At 34.9% G+C, this 13,390-nt stretch carries 11 protein-coding genes; 5 read left to right on the forward strand and 6 right to left on the reverse strand.

The genetic code is table 11. From position 1 onward, the window contains the following. Positions 1 to 33: 33 nt before the first annotated feature. Positions 34 to 1,410: a tryptophanase TnaA gene (tnaA, locus tag J7E44_RS11270; protein ID WP_214829484.1), complete on the forward strand. Its 1,377-nt coding sequence runs from the start codon at positions 34 to 36 to the stop codon at positions 1,408 to 1,410. Between the two features lie 274 nt (positions 1,411 to 1,684). Beyond that, the gene (locus tag J7E44_RS11275) at positions 1,685 to 4,120 is read left to right on the forward strand and encodes a TonB-dependent receptor plug domain-containing protein (protein ID WP_214829486.1); all 2,436 of its coding nucleotides are present in this window, start codon (positions 1,685 to 1,687) and stop codon (positions 4,118 to 4,120) included. Between the two features lie 56 nt (positions 4,121 to 4,176). Here the strand turns inward: J7E44_RS11275 and J7E44_RS11280 are convergent, their stop codons facing one another. Beyond that, on the reverse strand, positions 4,177 to 5,394 hold the full coding sequence (locus J7E44_RS11280; RefSeq protein WP_214829488.1) for a PQQ-dependent sugar dehydrogenase: 1,218 nt from the start codon (positions 5,392 to 5,394) through the stop codon (positions 4,177 to 4,179). A 109-nt stretch (positions 5,395 to 5,503) separates the two neighbouring features. Between J7E44_RS11280 and J7E44_RS11285 the strand changes: the two genes are divergently transcribed. From J7E44_RS11285 to uvrB, 3 genes are all read left to right on the forward strand, one after another. After that, complete coding sequence (locus J7E44_RS11285; protein ID WP_214829490.1) at positions 5,504 to 5,875, forward strand: BlaI/MecI/CopY family transcriptional regulator; 372 nt, start codon at positions 5,504 to 5,506, stop codon at positions 5,873 to 5,875. Positions 5,876 to 5,958: 83 nt separating this feature from the next. Further along, a complete protein-coding gene (locus tag J7E44_RS11290; protein WP_214829492.1) occupies positions 5,959 to 7,323 on the forward strand; it encodes a M56 family metallopeptidase in 1,365 nt (454 codons plus the stop codon). 54 nt (positions 7,324 to 7,377) lie between these two features. Continuing rightward, the gene (uvrB, locus tag J7E44_RS11295) at positions 7,378 to 9,369 is read left to right on the forward strand and encodes an excinuclease ABC subunit UvrB (RefSeq protein ID WP_214829494.1); all 1,992 of its coding nucleotides are present in this window, start codon (positions 7,378 to 7,380) and stop codon (positions 9,367 to 9,369) included. A gap of 605 nt (positions 9,370 to 9,974) precedes the next feature. On the opposite strand, the gene J7E44_RS11300 is transcribed toward uvrB, so the two are convergent. The 5 genes from J7E44_RS11300 to J7E44_RS11320 form a co-directional block, all read right to left on the reverse strand. Beyond that, positions 9,975 to 10,454, reverse strand: coding sequence for a cupin domain-containing protein (locus tag J7E44_RS11300; RefSeq protein WP_214829502.1), 480 nt, complete (start codon positions 10,452 to 10,454; stop codon positions 9,975 to 9,977). Positions 10,455 to 10,463: 9 nt separating this feature from the next. Further along, entirely contained in the window at positions 10,464 to 10,718 is a 255-nt protein-coding gene (locus tag J7E44_RS11305) for a DUF3820 family protein (protein ID WP_214831306.1), read from the reverse strand. A 12-nt stretch (positions 10,719 to 10,730) separates the two neighbouring features. Continuing rightward, on the reverse strand, positions 10,731 to 11,822 hold the full coding sequence (locus J7E44_RS11310) for an AI-2E family transporter (RefSeq protein WP_214829504.1): 1,092 nt from the start codon (positions 11,820 to 11,822) through the stop codon (positions 10,731 to 10,733). 3 nt (positions 11,823 to 11,825) lie between these two features. Further along, positions 11,826 to 12,560: a beta-carotene 15,15'-monooxygenase gene (locus tag J7E44_RS11315; RefSeq protein WP_214829511.1), complete on the reverse strand. Its 735-nt coding sequence runs from the start codon at positions 12,558 to 12,560 to the stop codon at positions 11,826 to 11,828. Positions 12,561 to 12,630: 70 nt separating this feature from the next. Beyond that, positions 12,631 to 13,353, reverse strand: a complete 723-nt coding sequence (locus tag J7E44_RS11320) for a hypothetical protein (RefSeq protein WP_214829513.1) — start codon at positions 13,351 to 13,353, stop codon at positions 12,631 to 12,633. Between the last annotated feature and the right edge of the window lie 37 nt (positions 13,354 to 13,390).

The following is a 13,390-nucleotide window of genomic DNA, read 5'->3' on the forward strand; positions in this document are numbered from 1 at the left end:
ATTTTCTTTACAAAACAAATAAATACTTAACTCATGAATTTACCGTACGCGGAACCTTTCCGTATTAAAATGGTTGAAGAAATTCGCCAGTCAACAAGAGAAGAAAGAGAACAATGGCTTAAAGATGCCAACTACAATTTATTCAATCTAAAATCTTCACAGGTTTTTATCGATCTATTAACTGATTCCGGAACGGGAGCAATGTCAGACAGACAGTGGGGAGCATTGATGACCGGTGACGAAAGTTATGCTGGTTCTCGTTCATTTGACCAACTTCACAACACTGTAAAAAGCATAACAGGTTTCCAATATCTTTTACCTACACACCAAGGAAGAGCTGCAGAAAACGTTCTTTTTTCTGTTCTTGTAAAAGATGGTGATGTTGTACCTGGAAATTCTCATTTCGACACAACAAAAGGACATATTGAATTTCGTAAAGCCCATGCCATTGATTGTACAGTGGATGAAGCTTTTGACATCAACGATCTGCATCCATTCAAAGGGAATATCAATCTTGAAAAACTGGAAGAAGTTTATAAAAGCCACCCAAAAGAAAAGATCCCTTTCTGTCTGATTACGATCACTTGTAATTCTTCAGGAGGCCAGCCTGTTTCTTTGGAAAATATGAAAGCAGTAAGAGAACTTTCTAATAAATATGGAATTCCTGTTTTCTTTGACTCTGCAAGATTCGCTGAAAACGCTTACTTCATTAAGAAAAGAGAAAAAGGTCAGGAAAACAGAAGTATCAAAGAAATCTGTAAAGAAATATTCTCTTACGGAGATGGAATGACCATGAGTTCTAAAAAAGATGGACTGGTAAACATCGGTGGTTTCATTGCATTAAATAGTGAGGAAATTTTTAGAAAAGCATCCAGTTTTACTATTATTTATGAGGGGTTCATTACTTACGGAGGAATGGCCGGGAGAGATATGGCCGCTTTATCAGTAGGACTTGATGAAGCTACAGAATTTGCCTATTTAGAAAGTAGAATTTCACAGGTTGAATATCTCGGAAATAAATTGATCGAATATGGAGTTCCAGTTCAAAAGCCAATTGGAGGACATGCTGTTTTTATCGATTCATTAAATTTTCTTCCTAATGTTGCCCGTGAAGAATACCCAGCACAGACTTTAGGTCTTGAAATTTATAAAGAAGCTGGGATCAGAACAGTAGAAATCGGCACTTTACTTGCCGACAGAGATCCGGAAACGAGACAAAACCGTTATCCAAAATTGGAATTGGTTCGTTTGGCCATACCTAGAAGAACATATACCAATAACCACATGGATTATATTGCCGCAGCTATTAAAAACGTTTATGAAAGACGCGATGAAATAGCAAAAGGATATAAGATCACTTGGGAGCCTGAACTTTTAAGACACTTTACAGTACAACTGGAAGAAGCATAAAAATAAAACCGGGATTTATTCTCGGTTTTTTTATTTCTCATTGGCTTATTTATAAGTAGTTAAAAATATCAACTACAAATCAATTTAGGACAAACATTCTTTTCAGATTTCATAATTTTAACTGATTTTGGCTATTTAATTAAAATTTTTCATTTAATTATGCAATACATTTATTTTTCATAATACTTTTCAAAGAATAGTGATTTTTTCTGATGATTTAAAAACAAAAATCAATACTTTTGATAGAATTACCAATCACAGAAACTTGATATATATGAAAATTAAATACTTAAGTGCCTTATTTCTGGGCACGACTTCCGTGCTTTATTCGCAACAAGTGAACGATACTATTTCTAAAGAAGCAAAAATTGAGGAAGTTGCTATAACCGGAAGCCGGAATAAAAAAAGAACCGTGGTAGATACTCCAGTACCCATTGATGTCATTGATATTAAACAAGTAAGCCAATCAACAGGGCAAGTGGAGGTCAATCAGCTTTTGCAATTTGCTGCCCCTTCATTCAATTCCAATAAGCAATCCGGATCAGATGGTGCAGACGCAGTAGACCCTGCGACTTTAAGAGGACTGGGACCAGATCAAACTCTACTTTTATTGAACGGCAAAAGATATCATCAATCTTCACTTATTAATCTTTTTGGCACCAAAGGAAGAGGAAATACAGGTTATGATATGAATACCATCCCTATCGGAGCAATCAAAAGAGTGGAAGTACTTCGTGATGGAGCAGCTGCCCAATATGGTTCCGATGCAATTGCCGGGGTCATTAATATCGTACTGAATGATCGGAATAAAGGATTTGAAGGAAATGCTTTTTATGGAATGAATCTCTTTAAAAGTCCAGGAAGCAATGATGTTGTATCCGACCACAAAATAGATGGAAATACTTTTGATTTCAGTGGGAATTATGGAACGAAAATAGGCTCTCAAGGTGGTTTTGCCAATTTTACAGCTGAGTTCATCAATAAAGAATATTCTATTCGAAATGCAAATCCAGCAATCTATGATGCTCCAAGACAAAGATTTGGTGACGCAAAATCTCAAAATGTATACTTCTTTGGAAATATCGAAGTTCCTTTATCTGACAATCTAAAATTTTACTCCCATCCCGGTTTCTCCCAAAGAAATACAGATGCCAATGCGTGGACCAGAAAAGCAAATGCTGACGGAAATGTACCAGAAGTATACCCAAATGGTTTTAATCCAATCCAAGATACAAGTATAACAGATTTCACGTTCGATAATGGCCTGAAGTTCAAAGTTGCCGGATGGGATGTTGATTTTTACAATGCTTTCGGAAGTAACCGATTTACTTATCAGATTGATAATACGATCAATGCAACCCTGGGTGTAAAATCACCTACCAGTTTTAATGCAGGGGGACATTCTATCTTACAAAATACGACAGGCTTTAATGCGACAAAACAATTCAATGTACTGGAGGGATTAAATATCGCTTTTGGATCTGAATTCAGATATGAAAAATTTAATGTTATTAAAGGTGAAGAAGCTTCGTATGCTATGTATGACGTTAATGGAAATATTGTAACCTCCAGTACACCACAAAATTTATTGGTAACAAACCCTTTAAATGGCAACACAAGACCCGGCGGTTCACAGGGTTTTCCAGGATACTCTCAGGAAGTTAATAAAAGTAGAAACAATTTTGCTGCTTATGTAGATACTGAACTGGATATTACCAAAAAATGGATGGTAAGTCTTGCCGGAAGATTTGAAAACTACAACGATTTTGGAAGCACCATTAATGGAAAATTCGCAACAAGATATGCCATAACTTCTCAATTTGCCCTTCGTGGTTCTGTTTCCACTGGTTTCAGAGCACCTTCTTTAGCACAAAAATACTATGCTCTACAATTCACCAATTTTCAGGGAGGTAATTTAGTAACTATTCAATTAGCCTCAAATGACAGTCAACTTGCTAAAGATGTTGGAATTCCGCAATTAAAACAAGAAACATCATTAAACGGAAGTGTTGGATTTACATTTAACACTGGAAAATTCACAGCCACTGTTGATGGTTATTATATTAAAGTGAAAAACAGAATTGTTTTAACTGGTAATTTTGCGCGAACAGATCTTCCGGAACAGGTTCAAATAGATTATCCATATATAGATCAGGCACAGTTTTTCTCTAATGCTATAGATACCAAAACAAGAGGTGTTGATGTTATTTTAAGCTACAATGAAATTATTGGAAATGGAAAATTAACTACAAGTTTAGCCGGAAACTATAATGAAATGCAAATCACATCTGTAAATGCTTCCGACAGATTAAAAGGCAAAGAAGACATTTATCTGAGCCCAAGAGAACGGGCATTTATCTTAGCCTCAGCACCTAAAACAAAAATAAACTTAAGCTTGAATTATAAAATTTCAAAGTTCAATGCTAATTTACAATTGGTTAGATTTGACAAGCTTACATTAATCGGCTATAATGGGGCTGATGACTATCAGACTTATAATGCAAGAGTAACCACTGACTTGTCATTTGGGTATGATTTTTCGAAGAGTATTACATTGACATTGGGAAGCAAAAATTTATTCAACAGATACCCAACCCTACAAACAACAGCTGTTTCAGCTGGTAACACAGAATCCGGAGGAATTTTTGATCCTGTACAGATGGGTTTTGCAGGAAGACAGGTTTTTGCACGATTTAATTTCAAATTTTAAAGAATAGAAAAAGGCTCCCGATAACTTCAGGAGCCTTCTTTATCTATTTATTTATTTTATTTCTTTGATATTTTATACAATTTCCCACTATCTGTTACTGCATAAATATTTCCATCCATCCCATCGAGTACATCCCTGAATCTTTCTTTCTGATCAGCTAAAAGACGTTCTTCACCTACAACCTTATTGTTCTTCATTACAATTCGGTTGATATGTTCTCCGCTTAAGCATCCAATGATCAAATTCCCTTTCCATTCATCGATATTTCCCGTATAGAAAGTAACTCCACTTGGTGAAATCACAGGATCCCAATAGTAAACAGGCTGTTCAGTTCCTTCTTTTTGAGTAATTCCCTGTCCTACTTTTTCTCCAGAATATTCAATACCATAAGTAACATCTCCCCAACCATAATTTTTACCGGGTTGGATAAAATTAATCTCATCACCCCCTCTCGGTCCCATTTCAACATCCCAGAGATTTCCATTTGGGTCAATAGCCATTCCTTGAGGATTTCTTACTCCATAAGCATATATTTCGGGCTTATATCCTGCTTTTCCAATAAATGGATTTCCCGGAGCCGGTTTACCATCTTTTGTGATTTTAAGAATTTTACCTAAGTAATTATCTGTTTTCTGAGCATATATCCTTGTTTCTTTGTCTGATCTTTCACCAGTACTTACAAATAAGTTACCTTCTTTATCAAAGGCCAATCTACTTCCATAGTGCTTATCTCCATCATATGACGGCTCTGCTCGAAAAATAACCTTCACATCTGTTATAGTTTTGAGATCTCCGGAAAGTTTACCCTTTGCAACGGAAGTTAAGTTCCCTTTCCCAAAAGGTTCAGAAAAACTGAAATAGATCGTATTATTATTTTTAAAATCAGGATCAAGCGCTACATCCAACATTCCACCCTGACCTTTTGAATCTACTTTTGGAAATCCTTCAATTTTAGAAATTTGCTTTCCATCAGTAGAAACAACATTCATAAAACCTTTCTTATCTGTAATTAAAAATTTCCCATCGGGTAAATTTATGATGCCCCAAGGTCTGCCCAAATCTTTAGTTAAGACTTCTACTTTATAAGGTGTTGTGGTTTTTACAGCCTTAATTCTCGTTTGTCCTGCAAATGCAGGTTTATAATTAGAATTCGGCTTTTCTGTTTCAACGCCGCCGTCCTTTGAGACCTGCTGGGCATTTGCATTATTCTTTTTACATGCCGATAAAAGTAAGAAAAGACTGAAAGCGGGTACATAAAACTTATTGAATTTCATAGTATTGGGATTAGTGATTTAAAAAATGAATGGAAAAATAATGCCACAAAAATTTGCGTGTTCAAAATTTTATTCTACATTTGTAGAACAAACTATCAAAAAGTAGAACATGAAAGAAATAAAGTTAACAGATTCCGAAAAGGGGATTATGGAAATTCTTTGGGATAAACAAAAGGTTTTCATGAAAGATATTCTAGACCTTTACCCTGAACCAAAGCCGGCTTCCACAACAGTCGCAACCTTATTAAAAAGGATGCAGAATAAAGATCTTGTAGGCTATACATTATATGGAAATTCTCGTGAATACTATCCAAAAGTAGGTAAAGGAGAATATTTCAAGGAAGAAATGACTTCTATGATTGACCGTTTTTTCGACAGTTCGGTAACACAATTTGCATCATTTTTTACGTCTAATGCAAAATTATCTCAAAAACAGTTGATAGAACTCCGCGAAATAATTGATCAACAAATAAAAGATTAAAGATGTTTTACATTTTTCTCAAAATAATTTTATGCTCTTCGCTACTTATTACGGTGTATTATTTTTTATTGGAAAAAGAAAAAATGTATCGTTTCAACAGATTTTTCTTACTTTTTTCATTACTGTTTTCATACTCGGTTCCTTTCATTTCAATTACAGTGGAAAATCCAATTTCAAAACAGGAATCACAACTCATTTTTGAAGAGGCAACCCAGCAAATACAATCACTCCATGCAAAACAGGAAAGCTTTGACTGGGTGAACGCATTATGGATCATATATGGGATCATTGCTATTGCCCTCCTTGTAAAAGCCATCATTTCAATCCTGAAGATTAAAAATATTAAAGGAAAAAAAACAACTCACTTCAACTACAAAATAATATTAACAGAAAATAATCTGTCTCCTTTTACTTTTTCAAACACCATTTATCTTGGAAAAAACTACCTAGTCAATGGTAAAATAGATCCACGAATATTTTTACACGAAAAAAGCCATTTGGATCAAAAGCATAGCTGGGATCTATTTTTAATCGAAATTATTAAAATCTTAACATGGTTTAATCCTGCTATTTATTTTTATAAAAAAGCAATCATTACCAATCATGAATTTCTCGCTGATGAGACTGTTCTGGAAAATAATTTCAATGTTAGGGATTATCAGAATTTAATCCTTAATGAAATAATTGATTCTCAAAAGCTTGAATTTACTCATCCATTTAATTTTAACAATACCAAAAAACGATTTATTATGATGAACACTAAACAATCAAAATTTACCTGGCTGAAAAAAACAGCGGCGCTTCCCATATTAATAATAGCCTTTGGTCTTTTTGTGGAGAAAACATACGCCAGCAATTCTGTTTCAAATATAGATGACTCAAAAGAGCATGGAAAAATATCGTTGATAAATGCTTCACAAAAAACAGCTGACGAACAAGAAAGCACAACGAACAAAATAATTGCTTCGGATACCATTCGTCCAACAAAAAAAGGAGCAGCCAAGAAAGGGAAAATCAATCGAAATTCTGAAATGGCTCCACCACCACCTCCTCCAGTAGAGAAAACAAAAGGAAAGAAAGCGAATATGGCTGGAAACCCTGATGTTCCGCCGCCACCACCCCCAGCAAACAACTCTTTTGTTCAGGCAAAATTTCCGCAAGGAATTAATGAGCTAAGAAACAAAATTTCCAAAAACTTCAATGGAAGTCTTCTTAATGGAAATGAAGGGCATATACGATCCGACGTTTTTATCTCAATTAAAGAAGATGGCACAGTTGACAAGATAACAACAGATGGTAATAACAGGGTTTTTAATGATGAAGTTTACAGAACGGTAAAGTCTGCTACAGAAAACGTAAAATGGGAGCCAGCACTTGCTGATGGCAAACCAGCCGCAACTGTCTTCAGACTTCCAATAACGATGACTTTTGAATATAGTAAAAAATGATAATAATTGTAAGAGTCCGCTTTAGGACTCTTTTTTATTTCATAAATTTGATGTATGAATTTCAATCTTCACTCAGAATACAAACCAACCGGAGATCAGCCTCAAGCTATTGAAAAACTTACCGAAGGAATTGAAATCGGTGAGAAATATCAGACTTTACTAGGGGTTACAGGATCTGGAAAAACTTTTACAATAGCCAATGTTGTAAACAATGTTCAAAAGCCTACCCTGGTTTTAGCGCATAATAAAACTTTGGCAGCCCAGCTCTTCATGGAGTTTAAGGAGTTTTTCCCTGACAATGCTGTCGAGTATTTTGTAAGCTATTATGATTACTATCAGCCTGAAGCTTATATTGCAACCACGGGAACCTATATCGAAAAAGATTTGAGCATTAATGAAGAAGTGGAAAAATTACGTCTTTCTGCTACTGCAAGTTTGCTTTCGGGAAGAAGGGACGTATTAATCGTAGCTTCCGTTTCATGTATCTATGGTATCGGAAACCCATCTGAATTTCACAAATCCCTTATATCGATTGGAATTGGTGAGAAAGTGACAAGAACGGCACTTCTTCACTCTTTAGTAAGTGCACTCTATGCAAGAACTCTAAACGAATTTCAGAGGGGAACATTCAGGGTTAAAGGAGATGTAATCGATGTTTTCCCAGCATATGCAGATGATGGTGTCAGAATTCAGTTCTTTGGTGATGAGATTGAAAAGATCCAGAGTTTCGATCCTGTTACAGGAAATGTAACGTCTAATTTTGAGCAGATTCAAATCTACCCTGCTAACTTATTTGTTACCTCCAAGGAAACTTTAAATGGAGCAATCAGAAGTATTCAGGATGATATGGTAAAACAAGTGGATTTCTTTAGCTCCGTAGACAAGCCTTTGGAAGCAAAAAGACTACAGGAAAGAACAGAGCTAGATCTTGAAATGATAAAAGAATTGGGTTACTGTTCGGGAATCGAAAACTATTCAAGATATCTGGATGGAAGACTCCCTGGTTCTCGACCTTTCTGTCTTATCGATTATTTTCCAAAAGATTTCCTGATGGTCATTGATGAAAGTCACGTAACTGTTCCTCAGGTTCATGCGATGTATGGCGGCGATAGAAGCAGAAAAGAAGCTCTTGTAGAATATGGCTTCAGACTTCCTGCTGCAATGGATAACAGACCATTAAAATTTGACGAATTTGAAACCATGCAGAATCAGGTCATCTATGTTTCGGCAACACCAGCCGATTATGAGTTGGAAAAAACCGGAGGATCCTATATTGAGCAGATCATTCGTCCTACAGGACTTCTGGATCCTGTTATTGAAGTAAGACCATCATTAAATCAAATTGATGACCTGATGGAAGAGATCCATAAAAGATCTGCTGCAGATGAAAGAGTTTTAGTGACCACACTAACAAAAAAAATGGCTGAAGAGCTCACCAAATATTTTACAAAATTCGGAATAAGAACCAGATATATCCATTCAGATGTTGAAACACTGGAACGTATACAGATCATGCAGGATCTAAGGTTGGGAGTTTTCGATGTTTTGATCGGAGTCAACTTATTAAGAGAAGGATTGGATTTACCTGAAGTTTCGCTGGTTGCTATTTTAGATGCCGACAAAGAAGGAATGCTAAGAAGCAGAAGATCAATGATTCAGACGGTTGGACGTGCGGCTAGGAATATTAACGGCAAGGCTATCCTATATGCTGACAAGATGACAAAATCGATGCAAGCTACTATAGATGAAACAGAGTACCGCCGTGCAAAACAGATGCAGCATAATGAAGAAAATGGTTTGGTACCAACTGCTTTAAATAAAAAAATTTCAGAAAATCTAGTTGGAAGAAGTAAGGATTTCCCTGATTCAAAATATACCCAAAAGGAAATTATTCAGAAAGTTGCCGAAGCCAAAGCAAATTACGCTACTGAAGATATTGAGAAGATGATCGAGCAAAAGCAAAAAGAAATGGAAGCGGCAGCAAAAAACCTTGATTTTATAAAAGCGGCAAAGCTTCGTGATGAAATTGCAGGTCTGAAAAACTAAACAGAACAACAGTGGAAACAATCATCATTATTTGCGGGATTTACTCTTTAATACTTGGTGTGTTTCACTTATTCTTTTGGAAGTTTTTTAATTGGAAAAAAGACCTGGAAAAGCTTTCTCAAGTCAATAGAGTAGTTATGCAAATCTTAAACATCCAGATAATTTTTGTCTTCTTCACCACTGGTTTAATATGTCTCTTTTTTAATCATGAAATAACAGGTACAAATTTCGGTAAATACTTTCTATTAGCTAATTCTGGATTTTGGGCATTGAGAATAGTTAACCAGTTCATTTTTTTAAGAATTAATGATTACAGAATTCATTTATTAACATTTGCGTTTTTTATCGGATCTATACTTTTTCTTGTTCCTGTAATATATTCATTTAATAAATAAAAAAATTGGAAATACAAAAAAGTGACACCGACTCTTTTATTTAATTCCATTTTATTTACACATTAAATACTTTAAGGAACTATACATGTATTACACTACTAATAAATAAAAAGAGACAGGCAATAGCTTGTCTCTTTTCATTATCAATGTTCTCTTTTTAGAGATATTATAAATTTACTTTAGAGGAGTAGGAAATCATTCAAATAAATCTCAATGTGTAAATTCTTTAATTACTTCTTTTAAATCAGGATACTGTTCAAGTAATACGCTTCTTTCTGCTAGTTCGAAATCTAAAAAATCAAACCCAGGAGCAACGGTACAGCTAACTAATGAATAACCTTTCCCACTTGAAATTTTTGCAGCAAACCACAAATTGGCTTCAATTCTTACTTGCGGTATCTGTCCGTTTTCTATAGAATTCCCCAAAATTACGGTATGTAGCTTCCCATCTTTTATAAAAACAATTTCCAAAGGCTCTCCTTGATGGAAAAACCATAATTCATCAGATTTAATTCGATGAAAAGAAGATTTGTTTTCATTTTCCAACAAATAATAAATAGCGGTACTTATGTTTCTTACATTCCCATCTTCTAAGGTTAATATCTGCTCACATCTGTACGTTTCCTTATAATAGCCTCCTTCAGGATGTGGCTCCAATTTTAAAATATCAACGAGCTTTTGAGAATCCATCTGTTTATATTAAAATTTATAAGTCTTGGTTTTTATTTTTTCATAATTTACTGTTCCCCCGCGAAGTGGTGTCAACAGATCCATCAAGCCATTCAGCTTTATTTCATAAATGGTTGAAAGCTGCATTCCAAGTTTTCCTTTCGGCATTCCCTGTCGTTGAAACCATTCGAGATAACTAATTGGCAAATCAGCCAGTACAGTTCCTTCATGTTTTCCAAACGGCATTTTAGCAACACATATTTCTTTCAATATTTCTGGGTTTATTCCTTCCACAACTTATACTATTAAATCAACTTTATTATCTAAATCATTGTCCTTATCTGGCAACTCCAGTTCAGGATGTGCCTCATCATCTGAAAATTCGTTTCTATACACCTGAATGAGTAGAAGAGTAAGAGAGATCAGAATAGGCCCGAAAATCAGCCCCATAAAGCCAAACAAATTCATTCCCATAATAATTCCAAATACTGTATTAAGGGGATGAATATCTTCCAGTTTCTTCAAAAGTGTAAAACGCAGCAAATTATCCGTCAGTCCCACGACCACCAAACAGTAGACAGCAAGACCAAGTCCCGGTCCTGTATCACCCACAGCAATCATATAAATACAAACCGGAATATACACAATGGCTGCCCCAACAACCGGGATCATGGAACCAGCAGCTGTTAATGCAAAAAGTAATACAGGACTGGGTGCACCAAAGATAAAGTACCCTATAAGTGCCACAATCCCCTGGCCAATAGCAACAACAGGAATTCCTATGGCATTTGCCATAATCAGCTTTCTCATTTTATCGCCGATCAGAGAGACATTAGCTCTCTTTAAGGGAGCAGATGATGTCAATATTTTTTCAAAAAGTCTTGGTTTTTCTAAAAGAAAGTAAAGAATAAAATACATTGACATGATTACGGTAAGCGTATTAAAGGTTCCACTAAGAGCAACCGAAGAGATTTTTCCTACCGAACCTTTTACCTTATCCATATTTTCCTTACTCAATATATCAAACCCAAACTTTGTATCAATATAAGTATGTATTTTCTCAAGAAATACATTAAACTTGGTCATATAAGCCTGTGCATTCCCTAGTTTATCAATCAATAGATCAGCTATAAAATAGATCGGCAGAATAAGAATGATCAAACTGGCAAGCATTAACACCAGTGATGAAAGCCATGGTTTCCATTTTTTCACCTCCTGCAAATAAAAGTTATACTTGCGACATACAACATAGATCGTAAGTGCCCCCAAAACCGAAGGTATAAAAAGGGCGAGGTTAAAACAAATCAGCCCCGTCAACACTAATATAATAGCAAGCAAGAAAACCTGCTTTATTGCCACCCCGCTTATTTGTTTCTCTTTATTTATCATAATTTACTTTAACAATATTTGTCTTGGTTTCCCCAGAAAAGCACAATATGCAGAATACATTACAACCATAATAAACGGAGCTGTAATAATAACCCCTATGAAGCAAAGTACAATACCTGCAAAAGATATTAACAGTCCAACCACGGTTGTTCCAAGAAAAACACCATAATTTTCTTTTGCAATATTGAAAGATTTTCCCAAAGCCTCTGTTGCTGAAGCATTTTCAAATAATAAAATTGGATAACCCAACAACAACAAGGGATAAACAAAAAAGAACGGGATAAAACAAATGGATAGAGCCACGCTGGATATAACTCCCGAGATCAGACTGTAAATCAATATATTCACAAAATTCTGACGGTATCCGATAAATAAGTCAGCAAATTCAATAGGATTTTTAGTGTTATATTTATTCACAATAAATATTAATCCGACATACAAAGGAGCAAGGAGAATACCCAGCAATCCTGATAAGGTAAGGTACAACGGAAATCCCGGTGCATTCCAATAGCTAAATCCAGAGAAATCATCACCAGCATCTCTCATTTCTTCCATCATAGAGGCAGAATTGAATCCTGTTACCGTTTGAATTATAAATCCACCGATGATATACACTATCATTGCGACAATAGCATAAAGAAAAACTCCTTTATACATTTCGAAGGCATGCGAAATAATTGAGCCCGTATCTCTATTAGGTACGGAGCCTTGCTGATCAAATTCGTCGAATCCAGACATGGTTTAATTTTTTAATGTTTTACCAAATTTAATTTTTTTTGATAAAAAAAGCATTAAACAAAGCCAAAATTTAATTTTTTTCTGAAAAAACGGTCTTATACAATGAATATATTATAGCATTCCAAAAAGGAAAAGTAAAGAGTCCACCCACTAGAAACAATGCGAATCCAACATATTTAAATATAAATGCAACAATAACGCAAACCATTATTTCTACAAAATACATTTTCAAAGCCTTAAAGTTTAAAGTAATGGCTTCAAAAATTCTTTTATCGGTAAAAAACATCAGTGGAGCAACAAATAGAGTAACCATAACCCATACAATTCCAAGAATAATCGTTTGTGCCGATAGCAGGTAAACGAAAAACCAAAATAAAAAGTAACTGATGTACTTAAAGAAATTAGATCCATTATAACCCGCAAACAAATCACCTAAAACTATTTTCTCTTTAAGATCAATTTTTCTGAATATTTGGAAAAGCCCGAGATTTAAAGGATAAAGAAAAACAATAACCCCTAAAAGGCAATAACTGAAATTCTTGTAATTTTCAGTGGCACTTATAACAGCTGCTTTCTCCATATAAGCCTTGGTTCCTAAACGAAAAGCTTCAGCCAATTCTTGATTTTGCTCCCAGATCCCAAATCGTGAGGCGAAAAAAAACATTCCTGTAAAAAATATCGCAAAGTAAATAATGGAAAACATCAATTGAAAAATTAAAGTTTTATTCCAATAGAAAAATGCCTGCTTCAGTATAAAATCAATTCCCGGTTTCTGTGGATATTTGTTCTGCATGTAAAATATTTTGTGCAAAAGTAAACATCAATAAGTA

The organism is Chryseobacterium sp. ISL-6 (assembly GCF_018613715.1).
In the GTDB taxonomy this organism is placed as follows: domain Bacteria; phylum Bacteroidota; class Bacteroidia; order Flavobacteriales; family Weeksellaceae; genus Chryseobacterium; species Chryseobacterium paludis.

Excerpts from the sequence above, each read along its gene's own strand:
- tnaA (WP_214829484.1), top strand. The coding sequence starts at position 34 with ATGAATTTACCGTACGCGGAACCTTTCCGTATTAAAATGGTTGAAGAA.
- J7E44_RS11275 (WP_214829486.1), top strand. The coding sequence starts at position 1,685 with ATGAAAATTAAATACTTAAGTGCCTTATTTCTGGGCACGACTTCCGTG.
- J7E44_RS11280 (WP_214829488.1), bottom strand. The coding sequence starts at position 5,394 with ATGAAATTCAATAAGTTTTATGTACCCGCTTTCAGTCTTTTCTTACTT.
- J7E44_RS11285 (WP_214829490.1), top strand. The coding sequence starts at position 5,504 with ATGAAAGAAATAAAGTTAACAGATTCCGAAAAGGGGATTATGGAAATT.
- J7E44_RS11290 (WP_214829492.1), top strand. The coding sequence starts at position 5,959 with ATGTATCGTTTCAACAGATTTTTCTTACTTTTTTCATTACTGTTTTCA.
- uvrB (WP_214829494.1), top strand. The coding sequence starts at position 7,378 with ATGAATTTCAATCTTCACTCAGAATACAAACCAACCGGAGATCAGCCT.
- J7E44_RS11300 (WP_214829502.1), bottom strand. The coding sequence starts at position 10,454 with ATGGATTCTCAAAAGCTCGTTGATATTTTAAAATTGGAGCCACATCCT.
- J7E44_RS11310 (WP_214829504.1), bottom strand. The coding sequence starts at position 11,822 with ATGATAAATAAAGAGAAACAAATAAGCGGGGTGGCAATAAAGCAGGTT.
- J7E44_RS11315 (WP_214829511.1), bottom strand. The coding sequence starts at position 12,560 with ATGTCTGGATTCGACGAATTTGATCAGCAAGGCTCCGTACCTAATAGA.
- J7E44_RS11320 (WP_214829513.1), bottom strand. The coding sequence starts at position 13,353 with ATGCAGAACAAATATCCACAGAAACCGGGAATTGATTTTATACTGAAG.